Raw genomic sequence first — 17185 nt, forward strand, 5'->3', positions numbered from 1 at the left:
CGGTACGAACAAAGGTGAGCTCGTCGAGTTGCCTGACGGCGTCTTCGACGGCCTTTTCCTGAGTGCTTGTGAAGCTCTGTCCATTCGCCGTTTCGAATACGATTCGGCCGTTACCGCCAGCGAATTCCGGCATTTCTTGTTTGAGCTTGTCAAGTGTGCGCTGAGTCTCGGTGCCAGGGATGCTGAACTCATTGCTGAGCTTACCCATGAACGCTGCGGCGCTTCCGCCGATCGCCAAGAGTGCCACTAGCCACATAGAAACAACTAGCCAACGGTGACGGTAAGAGAACTTGCCTAGATGGTACAGAAAAGAAGCCATGACTATGCCCCTCGAGAGAATGAGCGAATGGTGGGGAATCCGTCTCTTAACGTTGAAAGGGCGTCAACAAGATACGAATGAAGTAGTTTCAACGAAGCATCGCTAAGGTCGCCACCGGACTCTTGCGCCCAATAGACAAAAGCGGCCTTGCCAGCGCCAGTAATTGCGAAAACGAACGCGAAAGAGTCCAGATCGAGCGGACGTGAGTATCGCTCTTTGAGGAATTCCGCAAGACTCAGTGAACAGGAGTCCCACGTTTCGGTTTGCAAGCGTGCAAGCGGGGGATGGCTTTGTGCAAGCAAGAACATCTCGGCAACCGAGCGGTAGAGCTCAAGATCGCGCATCTGACTTACTGCCAGTACGGCAGCTTCCGAGAGCGGAACCGAATCATCGAGTTCTTCTACGGCGGACAAAACAGCTTCAATAAATTGTTCGACGGGAACATTGAGCGCAGAATCCACCGTTGGGAAATAGTTGAAGAACGTGCGGCGACTGATGCCAGCACTCTCTGCGATCTTGTCTGCGGTGAGACCTTCGATCCCACTATTTTTTAGGATTGAAATTGCCGATCGAGCGATTGAAGCCCGGGTTTCGGCCTTATTGAGGGCACGTCTAGAAAGGAGCACATTCTTACACTACGTGCAAGCTTGCATGATGTGCAACTTTTGAAATTAGGGGGTTGTCAAGTTCCATGAGGACATATTGCGTGGATCGACCAGATGGAAAGGTCCGGTGGCGCGAAGCCCAAGTACTGGATCTGGTTCCTGTCTCAGTATTGACTCCCAGATCTGATCAACCATCAGATCTGATTTGTCGTCAATTCCAGTCCATTGACTGCCATATTGGGTTTCAAAGCCCGCCAGTTTTAGCGCCAAGCTACCGTTGCGAGATTTCTCCCGAATCTGTGCCTTTGAACGCCACGGATGATGGATGATATGTAGTCCTCCTTGGAATTGCCCTGGTCGTCCTGCAAAGTGGTTGCCCATTGTTGGATATGAAAATGGAAAACTTTTGAAGGCTGTCTTAGGAAGCACTTCGTGACTTTCATCAACCCAGAGCTCGTGTGCTGAATCGAGTGTGGGGAAGGCGTTGTGAACCAACGCAGGAAAACGTTTCCCGTCGCTATTCCTAAGATAACTGGCTAACGTCTGCCCTTCTGCATACCAGTACTCGTCCGCGTCGAACGGAATCACCCAGGTGGCTCCAATTGAACGAGCGAACGACGTCAAATTTTCCATCTTTTCCGACTGGAAGTAGGCGGGCACGCTATCGAACGCTAAGCCAATCCTGGGATTATTTGACAATTTCGCGAGAATCTCAGGAGTTGAGTCCGTCGAGTTGTTGTCGGCAATGAGGACATAGTCCACGCCTTGTTCGAGCAGATGGTTCACGGTCTGCTCAATGATGTCTTCCTCATTTCGCACCATCGTTACGGCAGCAACCGATCCGGTACCTAAGCGGGGATATCGGTCGGGGAGGCGGACGCCCGCCGATATGGCGGCCATCCTAGTGCGGTGATCCTTGGAGAAATGCCGTTGGGTGGTTGCCTTTGCGAAGCCACCGTAGTCTCTAAAATTTCTCACTTGACCACGGGAAAATCTCAAAACCTTGGAAAGTGCTGACTTTTCGTGGTGTGGGATATCCAAAATTGTCACTTTCGATTCAGTGCTTGTTTGACGCTCTAAGTTGTCCGTCAAGCATCTACACGGCGCCACATATTCTGGTTATCGTCCTTGGCGCCCCTATGATCAATAACAGCATAATTCAGTACCAGCGTTAGAGTAATTTGGGCATTGAAGATGGCACGTGATGGCGCAAGGGGCCCCAATTGTTAAAAGATCTTCGACGAGTAACTGATCTCTTGAGGAATCAGCGGCTCGGTTGGCTAATACCGGCAGTGATGGGCTCTTTGTTCGTGGCTGGGTTAGACATGCTTGGCGTCGCAGCGATGTTGCCGCTCATGCTTCTGGTGACCGGATCAACGGATAACGTCGCGATCGTGACACTGAGCCAGCTAGTGGGTACGCGTGATTTGCAGGATTTACTGATCATAGTCTCTGGTCTTGTGGCCGGGTCTTTCGTTACAAAAGCTGTTCTGCAACTCTCCTTTAAATGGTGGTTGTCAGGCCACACATCTAGGTTGGAAGCGGAAGCTTCAACGGAGCTATTCCGTCGCTATGTCGATGCTGATTACTCGGATCACCGAGAAAGAAACATGTCCGAGATTCATCGGAACATCGGGCAATCAATTGGGCAAGCATTTAACGGAGTACTGCTAGGACTCATTTCGCTATTAACTGATGGCCTGACAATTATTTTGATCCTCATTGTTTTGTGTATCGTTTCGCCATGGACCACGCTTGGGGTCATCCTGATATTTGGCTCCGTGATGCTGGGGATGCAAACTCTGCTTCGAAAAAGGCAACAACGTGTCGGCGAAGAAATTGCGGAACATCAGGTTGCAGCGTGGAACGCCGTACTTCCAGGTATCAATGGATTTCGCGAATCAAGAGTTACAAAGACTTCAGCCGAGTTTGTTGAGCGATTCTTTGGCGCGCGAAGTGGCCAAGCCCAAGCTGGGAGACGGATGTCGATACTTTCGGAGTTCCCACGGTATGTTCTGGAAATTGTCTTTGTGGTTGGAGTTGGTTCGTTGTCTGTTTTGCTTTTCACAACGCAGGACCAAGGCCAAGCTCTTTCCATACTTGGCGTCTTTGTTGCCGCGGCTACTAGGCTGCTTCCAACATTGAACCGATTTGCTGGAACGGTTGGATCCGTTCGCATGAGCAATGCTGGGCTACAAATTGTGGTTGCGGAGCTTGACAAGCTTGACTCTTCGAAACAAGTCGACCTGTCGAGCGAGACTCCCTTGGAGAAACATCAAGATATCCAAGTAAATGATGTGTGGTATCGCTTTGAGGATTCAGAAGAATTTGTAGTGTCCGGGGTTAGCCTAACAATAAGGGCCGGATCTACGGTTGCATTCGTGGGCTCAAGTGGCGCTGGAAAAAGTACGCTCCTCGACATCCTCCTTGGCCTCTTTCATCCAACTAAGGGTGAGGTCCTCTATGGAAAGGTAAATATCCATGATTCTCTTGGGCCTTGGTATGGAACTGTCGCGATTGTTTCTCAGGATATTTTCATATTGGACGACACCCTCGCGGCAAATGTAGCGTACGGAACGCCAACCGGTCAGATTGATATGGCGAGAGTTCGTGAAGTGGTCTCGTTGGCGCAACTAGATGAAGCTGTCTCTCAGCTTCCTGAAGGTTTGGAAACACGTCTCGGCGAACGTGGCGTGAGGCTATCGGGCGGACAGCGGCAGCGAGTAGGTATTGCGAGGGCACTCTATCGCGATCCAGATGTGCTAATTCTCGACGAGGCAACTTCTGCGCTCGACAACATCACCGAGTATCAAATCTCAGAAACAATGAAGTCCCTATCGGGCGAACGAACCATTATTATTGTCGCGCACCGCTTGTCTACGGTGAAGAATGCCGATGAAATCTTCTTCATGAAAAACGGTCGGATTGCGGGCAGCGGCAAGTTTGAGGATCTTCAAAAGAGCAATTCAGACTTTGCAGAGCTTGTCCGAATCGGTAGTACAAAAAGCAACTAAAAGAGTTCGGGGCGAAACTATGTCATAGTTTCGCCCCGTTATTGAACCTAGGAAATGCCTCTAGGCGCTTACTTCCTCGGCAACCTTTGCTTCGTCCTTAAACGGATCCCCATCACGATCAGCGTTGTACAGCGTTTCGTCCAAGATCCCTTCGCGCTTAGAAACGATCGTCGGAACCAGAACCTGGCCGGCGACGTTCACGGCGGTGCGGCCCATGTCCACAATAGGATCAACGGCAAGCAAGAGGCCAACGCCAGCTAGTGGCAGACCCAAGGTGGATAGCGTTAGCGTCAACATGACGGTTGCGCCAGTGGTGCCGGCGGTAGCTGCGGAGCCTAGGACGGAAACGATGACGATCAGCAGGTAGTGGCTGAAGTTCAGTTCGATGCCGAAGAACTGGGCGACGAAGATGGCTGCAATGGCGGGGTAGATCGCAGCGCAGCCGTCCATCTTGGTGGTTGCGCCCAGCGGGACAGCAAACGATGCGTATCCGCTAGGAACGCCCATGTTGCGTTCGGTCACGCGCTGCGTGAGCGGCATGGTGCCAACGGAAGAGCGGGACACGAAAGCCAGCTGAATGGCCGGCCACGCGCCGGAGAAGTACTGGCGGACGGACAAGCCGTGTGATCGCACGATGACGGGGTAGACCACAAAGAGAACCAGCGCCAGACCAACGTAGATGGCCACCACGAACTTGGCGAGGGAACCCATGGTGTCCCAGCCGTAGGTTGCCACGGCGTTACCGATCAAACCAACGGTGCCAATCGGTGCAATGCGGATGATCCACCACAGCACCTTCTGGATGATGGCAAGGATTGAGCGGCTAAAGGAAATGAATGGCTCGGCAGCGGCGCCTACCTTGAGGGCGGCTACACCGATGGCGATGGCGATCACGAGGATCTGCAGGACGTCAAAGGAAACAGAGGTCGTCACGGCGCCCGTTTCGGCTACCTTGCTGGAAGCAGAGAGGCCCAAGAAGTTCACGGGGATGAGGCCCTGCAGGAAGCCCCACCAAGAGCCAGTCTTACCGGTGTAATCGGAAGGAGCGGCCTGGCCGGTTCCCACGCCTGGCTGGAACACCAACCCCAAGGTGATGCCAATCAGTACGGCGATGAAGGCCGTGATGCAGAACCACAAGAGCGTCTTCCACGCCAAGCGAGCAGCGTTCGTTACTTGTGCAAGGTTCGCGATGGACGCTACGACGGCGAAGAACACCAGCGGAACCACGGCGGCCTTCAAGAGGCTGACATAGCTGGAACCGATGACCTGAAGGGTCACTCCAAGGGCGTTCGGGGTTTCAGCGGTGTGGCCGGTCTGCTTAGCCCAGAGTCCCAGAAGGAGTCCAAGCGCAAGCGCGGCAATGATTTGGGGCCCGAAGGACGTCATCCACTGTGGTAGACGGCGCCGTGGGGCGGTGGTGGCGGCAGGATTAGTCATCCCAAAAGTGTGGGTCGCACTATCCCGCCGACCAACCCCATGTTGCGAAATATTACGCGACTGTGACTTCGGTCAAGGCGAACTTCAAGGTATCCAGTCCCACGGATCCTAGCGCGAGTGCTTCACGGTGGAATTTCTTGAGATCGAAAGCAGCTCCTTCGCTTAGCTTGACCTCATCCCGGAGATCGTTCCAGAGACGCTCACCAATCTTGTAGGCAGGCGCCTGACCAGCCCATCCCAAGTAGCGATTGAACTCGAAATCCAGCTGGCCGGGGGAGGTGTCCAGATTCTTCTTCAAGAATTCATAGCCCGCTTCCGGAGTCCAGACGCCGGAACCCCACCGTTCCGGGATTTCTAGTTCGCAGTGGACGCCAAGATCGAACACCACGCGCGCGGCCCTCATGCGCTGCGCATCGAGCATGCCTAGGTAATCGCCCAGGTCATCAAGGTAGCCAAGTTCTTGCATGAGCCGCTCGGCATATAAAGCCCAGCCTTCACCGTGGCCAGAAACCCAAATGAAGTTTCGACGCACGGAGTTCAGGGTTTCCTTGAGGTAAACGGCCGTGCCAATCTGCAAGTGGTGACCGGGGACGCCCTCGTGGTAGACCGTGCTGGTTTCTGACCACGTGAGGAACGTGTCTTCACCGGCGGGTACGGACCACCACATCTGACCCGGGCGAGAGAAATCGTCGCTGGGTCCGGTGTAGTAAATGCCGCCCTCTTGCGTTGGCGCAATCATGCATTCGAGTTTGCGAACCGGTTCTGGAATATCAAAGTGTTGCTCACCCAACGCCGCTACGGCGGCATCGGACTTCTCCTGCATCCACGCCTTTAAAGCATCAGTGCCGTGCAGGACGCGCGAGGAGTCTGCATTGAGAAGTGCTTTGGCTTCCTCGATGGTGGCGCCAGGCTTGATGGCGTTGGCAACTCGTTCTTGCTCGGCAATGATTCGGTCCAGCTCGGCAACGCCCCAGGCGTAGGTTTCGTCGATGTCGATGGACGTTCCCAAGAACTCGCGGCTGGCAAGAAGGTAGCGTTCACGGCCGAAGGCATCCTTCTCCGGCGCAAGCGGTAGAAGCTCGGTCCGCAAGAACCCGGCAAACTGCTCGTACCCCGACTTTGCAGCTTCGGCACTTGCTTGGAGGCCGTCCGTGCGGAAAATTTGGGGTGCGCTCGCCACTAGATCATCGAAGAAACCGCCAGCCTTGGTATAGTCCGCGATCTGCCCTAGGACAATGTCCACTTGGCGGCGGGCTGCAATTTTGCCGTCGCTTGCGCTTTTCTTGTACGACGCCGCAGCTTGGCTCAGTGCCTCAGGGATATTTTCGAGGCGCCCGGCAATGTGATCCCAGTCCTCGGCTGTGGCGGTGGGCATGAGATCCAGGACGGCGCGAATGTTCTGCGGAGCAGACGCAATGTTGTTCAGTGGCGTCCAGCCGGAATCGATGTTTTCAATCCATAGGCTCAGGCGTTCGTGAACGGCGTGCTGCGTGACCTGATCAATCGAGTCAACCGGAGTTGCTCCCATGATTTCGTCGAGAGCGCGTTGCATGAGATCCCGCACTTGACGCTGGCCCTCGGGAGAACGGTCCTCATAGGCTTCTTCAAAACCTGGTAGCCCTAGCGATGCGCCGAATTCGGGGGACAGCTTCAGGTATTCAGCGAAGAACTTTTCGCAAGCTTCGTCGATAGCACTAGGTGCTCGTGTGATGGGCGTCTCAAGAGTCATGAGACAACCCTACAACTTGAAATATATGTTGAATAGTCGGGCCGGAGGCCCGCAGCAGTGTTAGCGGTTCCCTCGCCAGATGGTCGGCAACTGCATGAAATGCCGACCTCGCTTGATGGCCTCGCGCACCAAATCGTTACGCGTGAGAGACTCTTCCGGCTCCTCGGTGGAGGCTGTTGCGACCATCAGGCAAGCGGTCAGCGCCGCAAGTTCTTCAGCGGTCGGTTCTCCCGAGACCACCTTGAACAGCGGTTTCTCAACCTCTTCGGCTTCGCCTTCCCACGAGCGGGAGGAGCGAGTATTTGGCGCCAGACTCATAGCGGAATGTTTCCGTGCTTCTTGGCAGGGTTGGAGACGTGCTTATCGCGTAGTGCGCGAAGGCCGCGCACTACTTGTAGGCGCGTATCTTGTGGCGCAATCACGGCGTCCAGGTAACCCAGTTCAGCTGCCTGGTACGGGTTCAAGAGCTCGGCTTCGTAGCCTTCGATGATCTCCGTGCGGCGCGCTTCGACGTCTCCACCGTTAGCTTCCACGGCGGCCAAATCGCGGCGGTACAGAATGTTGACCGCTCCCTGAGCGCCCATGACGCCAATTTGCGCGGTGGGCCACGCGAAGTTCAGGTCTGCGCCGAGCTTCTTGGAGCCCATCACAATGTAGGCACCGCCGTAGGCTTTGCGCGTGATGATGGTGATCTTCGGGACAGTCGCTTCAGCGTAGGCGTAGAGAAGCTTGGCGCCGCGACGAATAATGCCTTGGAACTCCTGGTCCGTGCCGGGCAAGAAGCCAGGTACATCAACAAGGGTCAGGATGGGGATGTTGAAAGCGTCGCAGTTGCGGACAAAGCGCGCTGCTTTCTCCGAGGCGGCAATGTCGAGGGTCCCGGCGAACTGCATGGGCTGGTTGGCCACGATTCCAATGGGGCGGCCCTCAACGCGAGCGTATCCAATCAGCACGTTCGGCGCGTACAGGGACTGCATCTCCAAGAAGTGGCCGTCGTCCACGATCGCCTCGATGACGGCGCGCATGTCATAGGGCTGATTCGCGGAGTCAGGGATGAGCGTGTCCAGCGCTTCATCAATATCCGTGATTTCCAGGTTCTCCTCGAAGCCTTCCATGGGCGTGGGGGAGAGGTTGCTGGATGGCAGGAAGTCCAGGAGCTCCTTGACGAACTCGATGGCGTCTTCTTCGTCGGTTGCCAAGTAGGTGGAGGTACCGGTGACCGCGTTGTGCTGGCGGGCTCCGCCGAGGGTTTCCATGTCCACTTCTTCGCCGGTGACGGTCTTGATGACGTCCGGGCCGGTGATGAACATGTGGCTGGTCTTGTCTACCATCACCACGTAATCCGTGAGGGCGGGGGAGTAGGCGGCGCCGCCGGCGCAGGGGCCCATGATGAGCGAAATCTGAGGGATGACTCCCGAGGAATGAACGTTGTTGCGGAAAATATCCGCGAACATGGCTAGCGATGCCACGCCTTCTTGAATGCGAGCGCCACCGCCGTCATTGATACCAATGACCGGGCACGCGTTGCGAAGCGCAAATTCCTGCACCTTGACGATCTTCTCGCCGTTAACCTGGCTGAGCGAACCGCCGTACACGGTGAAGTCCTGTGAGTACACCGCTACAAGACGGCCATCGATGGTTCCGTACCCGGAGACCACGCCATCTCCCAGCGGTCGCTTCTTGTCCATGCCGAAAGCCGAGGTGCGGTGCACGGCCAGGGCATCGAATTCAACGAAGGAGTTCTCATCCAGCAACAAGTCGATGCGCTCACGGGCGGTGTGCTTGCCGCGATCATGCTGCTTGGCTACCGCGGCTTGGCCTGAGGGGAGTTGTGACTCAGTCTCTCGGCGACGGAAATCCGCGATTTTGCCGGCGGTAGTGGTGAGGTCGATGCTGGGGGCGTTGCTGGCGCCGGCGTCGCGGGCATTCGCAGCTGGAGCGGTCATAAGTAGGGTTCTCCCATCATCGATTCACCAAATGCCGGTTCGCGTCATGGCGTTGTAGAGATTGCACAACAGGATCCGGCAACTTGGCTAGTCTAGTGAGCATTTTGCGGACAACGTTCGTATGAAACCTACAAAGTGCAACATTGATCCAAAATTTTTGTTACTCACCAGTAACAAAATGTGTTCTGGCGCACTATTCTGTCTGTATGACTACCGAGCCAATCAGCCTACGGAACCGAACCATCCTCATGAGCGGCGGCAGCCGCGGCATTGGCCTCGCCATTGCTTTGCGCGCCGCAGCAGACGGGGCAAACCTCGTGTTGCTGGCGAAGACTGCCCAGGCTCACGACAAGCTCGAGGGAACCATCTTCACGGCCCAAGCGCAGATCGAGGAGGCGGGCGGCAAGGCGCTCGCAGTGGTGGGTGATGTTCGAAATGACGACGACGTCGCTTCCGCTGTTGCACAGGCCGTTGAAACCTTCGGCGGCATTGACATAGTCCTCAACAACGCTTCCGCTATTGACCTCAGCAAGACGCCGGACTTGTCCATGAAGAAGTTCGATCTCATGTTGGATATCAACGCTCGAGGTTCCTTCCTGATGGCCAAGTCTGCGCTTCCGCATCTCTTGGAATCGGACCACGCACACATCCTGACGTTGTCCCCGCCTATCAACTTGGACCCGCGCTGGGCGGGACTCCACGTGGGCTACACCATGTCCAAGTACGCAATGAGCCTCGTGACCTTGGGCCTTGCCGAAGAACTCAAAGGCGCCGGAGTGGGCGTCAACTCCTTGTGGCCAGCAACGCTCATTGATACAGCAGCCATCCGGGCTATGCCTCACGGTGACAAGCTCGCAGCTCAAGGCCGGACTGCGGCGATTGTCGCGGACGCGGCTCACGCCATCCTGACCAGCAACCCACGCGAACTCACTGGCCAATTCTTGGTGGACCAGGACATCCTTGCGCAAAAAGGCCACTCTGACCTGAGCAAATACGCTGTCACTCCCGGCAACACGGATCTCCTTCCCGATATCTTCCTCTAGACCGGAACGGTCAGGATCTCGATAAGATCAAGGCATGATGCTGGACTCGTGCCCTTCAACGAACGCCTATATTGGCGAGCAATTCCGAGCCCACCCAGAACAGTGGAACACGCTGGACTGGGTGGCCACCGCGGATCAGACCGCCGGCACGGGCCGGTTAGGTCGCGAATGGGTGGCGCCTCGCGGTACCAGCCTCGCGCTCAGCGTTTTCTTCCGAGTAGACCAACCCGGCGAAATCCCATCCAGTGAGGCAACGTGGCTCTCGGTCCTCTGCGCACTGGCGCTTACGCGCACTCTGGAGGAACTCGGGGCTGACGAACGCGCGGCGCGCTTGAAATGGCCCAATGATGTCCTCGTCAACGGTAAAAAGATCGCCGGCATCCTCGCTCAATTCCATTCTGTTCTTCTCCCTCTTCACCCCGGCGCAACTGCAGGGACTGAGCGAGAGACGAGCAGCGGCGTCGGAGTGGGAATCGGAACCAATATCTCGATGACGCAAGATCAGCTCCCCGTCCGCACCGCCACTAGCCTGGCGTTAGAGGGCATCGAAGCGAGCATCGATCAAGTCCGCGAAGTCTTCCTGAAGAACATTCGCGAAGCCTTCCAAACGTTCAAGCAGGGAAACTACCAACCCGCCGCCTGGTTGCGCGATGCCGTGAAGAACAAACTGAGCTCTCTAAATATGGACGTTCGCGCAGAACTACCCAACGGTCGGCACGTCTACGGTCAATGTGTGGACCTTGATAATCAGGGAGCGCTCATTATTGAATCCGCGGACGGACAAAGGCACACCATCAGCGCCGGCGACATTATTCACTTGCGCCGGTCAGACGGGGCCTACGCCTAAGAGGCGGCTCTAGAGTTTCTCTCAGGATCTGCTGTCAAAATAAGAGCTGGTCACACAGGAAGGATGCAGCGTGCGAGTTCGATTACGAGACAACGAACGAGTGGTTGTCCGTACCCGACCGCACCTTCGCGCCATCCTGTGGCCCGTGGTCCGGCTCATGCTCTTGATTCTGGTCACGAGCATCGGAGCTGGCTTTTTGAACCGCCAACACAACGAGCCACTAGCCACCATCGCTCCGGTACTGCAATGGATTGTGATCGGCATCGGCGCTCTGCTGGCCTTGAGTTACGGGCTCTTGCCGATTATCCGCTGGCTGTCCACTTCCGTTGTCCTCACCACGCAACGTGTGATTGTGCATCGCCAAGGCAAGGATCGCGAAGTACCGTTAGAGAATGTTTTCGGAGTTGACCTGCGCCAGTCAATGGCTCAGAAAATCAATCGCTCCGGAACGTTGATCCTTCGAACAGCCCAAGGAAACGGCATTATTTACAATGTTCCTGCAGTGCAAACGGTCGCTGACCTCGTCGTGGAATATCGCGACGCCCTTGCGCCGCGCATGGTTTCAACAGATCGGTGGGCCCTGTGACGATTGATCATCCAGAAATCCTGCCGTCAGAAGACGCCGCACAAACCCAAGCGGCCGTTGACTCGGCTCCCATTGTGGTGGGTACCCCCACGGTGAATAGCAAAGAGCCGAGCGACCGCGAAGCTACCAAAAGCCTTGAACGGCGACTGCTCGGTGGTCCGCGTACGCTCAAGCGACGCGAGGTTGCTGCTGGGGCTGGTATCTCCTTGCTGTCCGCCAAGAAATTATGGCGCGCCCTGGGATTTCCCAACCTCACCGATGATGAGGTGGCGTTCACCGAGCGGGACCTCGAAGCGATCCTGACGATCGTGGAAAACGTGCGCGAGGGCTACCTGTCAGAAGAGACGGCAATCTCCATCACGCGCTCCATCGGCCAGATGACGGACCGCATGGTCATTTGGCAGATCGAAGCCCTCGTGGAAGATCTAGTCCAAAACAAAAAGCTCACGGACCGCGAAGCGCGTGAACAAGTTCTCAAGATTCTGCCCACACTCATTGAGCCGATGGAAAGCGTGCTCTTGTACGCATGGCGGCGCCAAATGAACTCCGCCATCCAGCGCCAAGTGCTCCGCGTGGAATCTGGTCTCAAGGCCTCCGCGGAAGGTCGCACCGGCGAAGAGGACGACGCTCCGCTGCCGTTGGCCCGCGCCGTGGGCTTCGCGGATCTGGTCTCCTACACGTCTCTGTCTCGCCGCATGAACGAACGAACCTTGGCGCAACTGGTGCAGCGTTTCGAACAGAAGAGCGCCGAGATCATTGCCGTGGGCGGTGGCCGCTTGGTCAAGACCATCGGCGACGAAGTGCTGTTCGTGGCCGAAACCCCGCAGGCCGGAGCGGAAATTTCGCTCGCGCTCGCAGAAGAATTCCGCGCCGATGACTTCTTGCCGGATGCGCGCGTCTCACTGGTGTGGGGCCGCGTGCTGTCCCGTTTGGGCGACATTTATGGACCCACCGTCAATCTCGCCGCACGCCTCACCGCGCTCTCGGAGCCGGGCAAGGTGTACTGCGATGCGTTGACCGCGTCCACTCTCTCGGGCGACAAGCGCTACATCGTGGAACGGCAGCAAAGTCATGAGGTGCGCGGCTTCGGCGAAATCACACCGTACATTCTTGCTCGCGGCGAGGGCGAGGGCCTGTCGCTGGATTAGCGATGGACTCACCCAGGACTAGGGGCAATTTATTTTTGGATAGTGTGCAAAATGAGTCGCAATGTCTGAAAAGATGGGGAGGTGCCTCGAGAAGCTGTGACCTCATTTACCTTGCGCGTTGGCGCGCGGTCTGATCGCGGCCTTGTGCGCCCGCTCAACGAAGATTCGCTGCTGCTAGGGGATGGAATTTTTGGTGTCTGCGACGGAATGGGCGGGCACGAAGCCGGCGAGGTTGCTAGCCGGATGTGCGCTCATATCTTGAAGGAAGCGTACGACGACGCGGCTCACCGCCCGACCTCGGCTTTAGTCGCGAGCTACTTGCGGAGCGCTGACGACGCGATTCGTACAGCGATTCACGCGCGCGGCGGCACCACCGTAAGCGGACTCGCGCTCGTGACAACCGATGCGGAAACTGCGGCTACTGGAGCGGACAGCACGGCGGGCGAAGCAGATCTTCAGTGGTGCGTGTTCAACGTCGGCGATTCACGCACATACCGCGTGACGCCCAGCGGTGCGCTGGCTCAAATCACCCGAGACCACTCTCAAGTCCAAGAACTCGTAGCGCTGGGGCAACTCACGCAAGAACAAGCGGCGGTGCACCCTCGACGCCACGTGATTACCCGGGCACTCGGCGCGGGCGATGCCGCCGAAGCCGACCTATGGAACCTTCCCGTTGTTGCGGGGGAGCGGTTCTTGGTGTGTTCGGATGGGCTCAGTGGCGAGGTTCACGAAGAGACCATCGCCGAGGTCCTCTCCCAACACGCCGATCCCCAACAAGCTGCGGATCGGCTGATCCTTCTCGCTATTGAGTCCGGCGGTCGGGACAACATTTCGGTGGTTGTGGTGGATGTTCTTGAGGACTCAACCGCAGACTAATGCGGCAAGATGTATTCGTGAGTACTGAACAAACGGACCAGAACCTCCAAGAGCTTCAAGAGCAGCAAGTGGTGCCTGCGGAAACGTTGCGGGATGAATACGACGCCCTCGTTGATGACGTGCGTAAACACCGCACGGCGTACTACCAAGAGGACGCCCCGCTCATCTCTGACGCAGAGTTCGATGAGCTCTACCGCAAGCTGGAAAACTTCGAGGCACTGCACCCGGAGCTGGTCACGAACGATTCGCCCACCCAAGAGGTCGGCGGCGAAGTCTCCGTGGCGTTTGCCCCTGCGAAGCACGTCACACGCATGTACTCCCTTGAGGATGTGTTCTCCCTCGAGGAACTTGATGAGTGGGCTCGCCGCGCCGAAAAGAATGCGGCCATCCAAGCTCCGCAAGATCAGATCCGTTGGCTCACGGAAGTCAAGATCGATGGCCTTGCTATCAACCTGTTGTACGAGAACGGCAAGCTCAAACGGGCTGCGACTCGCGGCGACGGTGTCACCGGTGAAGACGTCACTCACAACGTCCTCACCATCAAGTCCATCCCCACCGAACTCGCGGGATCCGGCTGGCCAGCCGAGCTCGAAGTGCGCGGAGAAATCTTCATACCGTCCGCAGATTTCAAGATCTTCAACGACGCCTTGATTGAGGACGGCAAAGCGCCACTCGCGAACCCCCGCAACGCAGCGGCCGGATCGCTCCGCCAAAAGGACCCCGCCGAGACCGCTAAACGCCCGCTGTCCATGTTCGTTCACGGCATCGGCTCACGCGAGGGACTCACAGCTCACAGCCAGTCCGAGACCTACGAGCTCATGCGCTCGTGGGGCCTTCCCGTCTCGCCGTATTGGGCGTCCTTCGAAAAGTATGAAGACGTACTCGCGTTCATCGCGGACAAGGGCGAACACCGCCATGACCTCCTTCACGAGATCGACGGCATCGTTGTCAAGATCGATTCGTTCGCTATCCAGCGAGCGCTCGGCTACACCTCCCGCGTCCCACGCTGGGCAGCCGCCTATAAGTACCCGCCAGAAGAAGTTCACACTAAGTTGCTGGACATCCAGGTCAACGTTGGCCGCACCGGCCGCGTGACCCCCTTCGCCGTCATGGAACCGGTAAAAGTCGCCGGGTCCACCGTGGAAATGGCAACACTTCACAACCAAGACGTGGTGAAGGCCAAGAACCTCCTCATCGGTGACGTGGTGATCCTGCGCAAAGCAGGGGACGTGATCCCGGAAATCTTGGGGCCAGTCTTGCCGTTGCGCGAGGGCCGCGAAAGCGAACTGCACGAGTTCGTCATGCCCACCAACTGCCCGTCCTGCGGTGAACCGCTGAGCCCAGCGAAGGAAGGCGACGTGGACATTCGTTGCCTCAACGCGCGCTCGTGCCCCGCTCAGCTCACCGAGCGCGTGGCGCACTTGGGCTCTCGCGGCGCTTTCGATATCGAAGCGCTGGGGTATGAGGCAGCTCGCGCCCTGACGCAGCCGGCCTCTCCCACTCCTGGACCGCTCGTTAACGAAGCTGATCTCTTTGATCTCACGGCGGAGGACCTGAGCGACGTCCTCATTGAACGCGAGAAGAAGAGCCGCGGCGTTCCCACCGGCCAGATGGAACTGGTGCCGTACTTCTATACGAAGGGCACCGCGAAGAAGCCTTCCGAGCCAAGCGCGACCACCAAGAAGCTCTTCACTGAACTCGAGAAAGCGAAAAGCCAGCCGCTCTGGCGAGTTCTCGTGGCACTCTCCATCCGCCACGTTGGCCCTACTGCCTCCCGAGCTCTCGCAACGGCATTCGGGTCTATGGACAAGATCCGCGCCGCAAGCGTTGAAGAGCTTGCGAGCGTTGACGGGGTGGGCAGCATCATCGCTGAATCCATCACCGAATGGTTCACCGTGGATTGGCACCAAGAGATCGTCGCGAAGTGGGCAGCTGCTGGTGTGCGTATGGAGGATGAAGTGGATGAATCGATTCCACGGACCCTCGAAGGACTGACCATCGTGGTCACCGGAACGCTCCCGAACTTCAGCCGCGACGAGGCCAAAGAAGCCATCATCAGCCGCGGCGGCAAAGCCTCGGGATCCGTCTCTAAAAACACCAGCTTTGTAGTCGCCGGCGATTCCGCTGGCACTAAGCTCGATAAAGCCCAAGCGCTAGGAGTGCCGGTCCTCGATGAGGACGGGTTCCGCGCACTATTGGCCGATGGCCCTGAAGGAGTCACCACCGCATGAAACCCGAAGACTTCCTTGAGCTCACTCTCAAGGCGGCACGAGCAGGAGCAGCCGTCCTCGCAGCTCGAGCAAGTTTCTCACCAGCAACTGGTCGCATTGAGACGGATTCAAAGTCCGCTGCGGGGGACTGGGTGACCGAGTTTGACCGGAACGCCGAGCAAGCCGTGCGGGAGATCCTGCACGCTGCTCGCCCTCATGATGAGATCAGCGGCGAAGAGTATGAGACCACCACGGTAGAGAACCCCAGCGGCTACCGCTGGTCCATCGATCCGCTCGATGGCACCGTCAACTTTGTTCGCGGCATCCCGTTCTTCGGGTGCTCGGTCGCCGTCTTCGGCCCGGCAGACCATGCCCCTGAAGGCGCATGGTTGGCTGGCGCCGTGGTTGCTCCTGCGCTCAACGTCGAATACTTCGCCACTCGCGGCGGCGGTGCGTGGATGCGCACTACTCATGACGACGACGCCGCTCCCGTCCGCTTGCACGGCCCGGACAAGACCTCCGACGCCCGCATTCTGGCGACCGGCCTGGGATACGACGCTGCACGCCGCGCTTACCAAGTGGCCGCGCTCGCAGAAATGCTCCCAGGCTTCGCGAACATTCGCCGCCTCGGTTCTGCGGCTTTGGACCTCTGCCTGGTGGCGGAAGGAAAGATCGATGCGTACGCCGAATTCGGCACGCAGGAATTCGACTGGGCAGCCGGTGCATTGATCGCCGAAGAGTCTGGCACCCCAGTCCGCCGTCCGGCCAGTGGCGATGGCACACGCTGGCCGGACTGGATGGTCGCAGGTCAGGTCAATGTCCCCAAATCTCCGCGCCGCACCCCAGACCCGCAGTCCATCCTCGATGACCCCATCAAGCACAAAGCCGAGGCTGGGAACGCAAGCGGCGTCGTCGTAGTTCGGGACGCTCTTCCGGATGACTATTTGGAAATCCGCCGCATCACCCACGATGCCTACATTTCCGGGGGCTACTTCGGAAGCGCGGAAGAACCGTACATGCAGCGCGTCGGCAACGTCTCCGACCGTCACGAAGACGCCCTCATGTGGGTTGCTGAACGCGACGGCCAAGTGGTGGGATCAGTCACCATCGCCCGTGCGGGGGAGAAATGGGCGGATATCGCCCGCGAAGACGAACTCGAATTCAGGCTCCTCGCCGTGGATCCAAACGTTCAACGCAGCGGTGCCGGAAGTGCCCTGGTGGAACGAATCGTGGCGTACGCGAAGACGCTTCCGGACGTAAACCGCGTGAGTTTGACGACGGGAGCGGACTGGCTTCCCGCCCATGCCTTGTACGAACGCCTTGGATTTACGCGCGTTCCAGATCGAGACTGGTTTGTTCCGGGAACTGATATCAAGCTCATCGTTTACGTTTACGAAATAGCTGAGCACTAGAATTGACCATAAT

The 17185-nt window shown here is 57.5% G+C and carries 14 protein-coding genes; 8 read left to right on the forward strand and 6 right to left on the reverse strand.

Going from position 1 to position 17185, the window contains the following annotated elements; genetic code table 11:
* Positions 1-321 precede the first annotated feature (321 nt).
* Together HD598_RS00785 and HD598_RS00790 are read right to left on the reverse strand one after the other, a co-directional pair.
* On the reverse strand, positions 322-945 hold the full coding sequence (locus tag HD598_RS00785) for a TetR family transcriptional regulator (RefSeq protein ID WP_183663049.1): 624 nt from the start codon (positions 943-945) through the stop codon (positions 322-324).
* A gap of 45 nt (positions 946-990) precedes the next feature.
* Entirely contained in the window at positions 991-1974 is a 984-nt protein-coding gene (locus tag HD598_RS00790; protein ID WP_183663052.1) for a glycosyltransferase family 2 protein, read from the reverse strand.
* Positions 1975-2249: 275 nt separating this feature from the next.
* On the opposite strand from HD598_RS00790, the gene HD598_RS00795 reads away from it, so the two are divergent.
* Positions 2250-3938, forward strand: a complete 1689-nt coding sequence (locus tag HD598_RS00795) for an ABC transporter ATP-binding protein (protein ID WP_183663055.1) — start codon at positions 2250-2252, stop codon at positions 3936-3938.
* A 60-nt stretch (positions 3939-3998) separates the two neighbouring features.
* Here HD598_RS00795 and HD598_RS00800 read toward each other — a convergent pair whose 3' ends face one another.
* Genes HD598_RS00800 through HD598_RS00815 form a run of 4 tightly spaced genes read right to left on the reverse strand, consistent with a single transcriptional unit; the run spans position 3999 to position 9050 of the window.
* Positions 3999-5375 (reverse strand): dicarboxylate/amino acid:cation symporter, encoded by a 1377-nt coding sequence (locus HD598_RS00800; RefSeq protein ID WP_183663058.1) that lies wholly within the window; start codon positions 5373-5375, stop codon positions 3999-4001.
* 52 nt (positions 5376-5427) lie between these two features.
* Positions 5428-7104 carry a DUF885 domain-containing protein gene (locus tag HD598_RS00805; RefSeq protein WP_183663061.1) on the reverse strand — a complete coding sequence of 559 codons (1677 nt, stop codon included), beginning with the start codon at positions 7102-7104 and terminating at the stop codon, positions 5428-5430.
* Between the two features lie 60 nt (positions 7105-7164).
* Entirely contained in the window at positions 7165-7422 is a 258-nt protein-coding gene (locus tag HD598_RS00810) for an acyl-CoA carboxylase subunit epsilon (RefSeq protein ID WP_183663063.1), read from the reverse strand.
* Positions 7419-9050, reverse strand: a complete 1632-nt coding sequence (locus tag HD598_RS00815) for an acyl-CoA carboxylase subunit beta (RefSeq protein WP_183663066.1) — start codon at positions 9048-9050, stop codon at positions 7419-7421. Before HD598_RS00815 ends, HD598_RS00810 begins: the two co-directional genes overlap by 4 nt.
* A 206-nt stretch (positions 9051-9256) precedes the next feature.
* On the opposite strand from HD598_RS00815, the gene HD598_RS00820 reads away from it, so the two are divergent.
* From HD598_RS00820 to HD598_RS13680, 7 genes are all read left to right on the forward strand, one after another.
* Positions 9257-10093 (forward strand): SDR family oxidoreductase, encoded by an 837-nt coding sequence (locus tag HD598_RS00820; RefSeq protein WP_183663070.1) that lies wholly within the window; start codon positions 9257-9259, stop codon positions 10091-10093.
* Positions 10094-10127: 34 nt separating this feature from the next.
* Entirely contained in the window at positions 10128-10940 is an 813-nt protein-coding gene (locus HD598_RS00825; protein WP_183663073.1) for a biotin--[acetyl-CoA-carboxylase] ligase, read from the forward strand.
* Between the two features lie 70 nt (positions 10941-11010).
* Positions 11011-11526 carry a PH domain-containing protein gene (locus HD598_RS00830; RefSeq protein ID WP_183663086.1) on the forward strand — a complete coding sequence of 172 codons (516 nt, stop codon included), beginning with the start codon at positions 11011-11013 and terminating at the stop codon, positions 11524-11526.
* Entirely contained in the window at positions 11523-12674 is a 1152-nt protein-coding gene (locus HD598_RS00835) for an adenylate/guanylate cyclase domain-containing protein (RefSeq protein WP_409366161.1), read from the forward strand. Before HD598_RS00830 ends, HD598_RS00835 begins: the two co-directional genes overlap by 4 nt.
* A 96-nt stretch (positions 12675-12770) precedes the next feature.
* A complete protein-coding gene (locus HD598_RS00840; protein ID WP_183663093.1) occupies positions 12771-13550 on the forward strand; it encodes a PP2C family protein-serine/threonine phosphatase in 780 nt (259 codons plus the stop codon).
* On the forward strand, positions 13550-15781 hold the full coding sequence (ligA, locus tag HD598_RS00845; RefSeq protein WP_183663095.1) for an NAD-dependent DNA ligase LigA: 2232 nt from the start codon (positions 13550-13552) through the stop codon (positions 15779-15781). The genes HD598_RS00840 and ligA overlap by 1 nt, the downstream gene beginning before the upstream one ends.
* Positions 15778-17172 (forward strand): inositol monophosphatase family protein, encoded by a 1395-nt coding sequence (locus HD598_RS13680; protein WP_311538903.1) that lies wholly within the window; start codon positions 15778-15780, stop codon positions 17170-17172. The genes ligA and HD598_RS13680 overlap by 4 nt, the downstream gene beginning before the upstream one ends.
* Positions 17173-17185 lie beyond the last annotated feature (13 nt).

Source organism: Neomicrococcus aestuarii, assembly GCF_014201135.1.
In the GTDB taxonomy this organism is placed as follows: Bacteria; Actinomycetota; Actinomycetes; order Actinomycetales; family Micrococcaceae; genus Neomicrococcus; species Neomicrococcus aestuarii.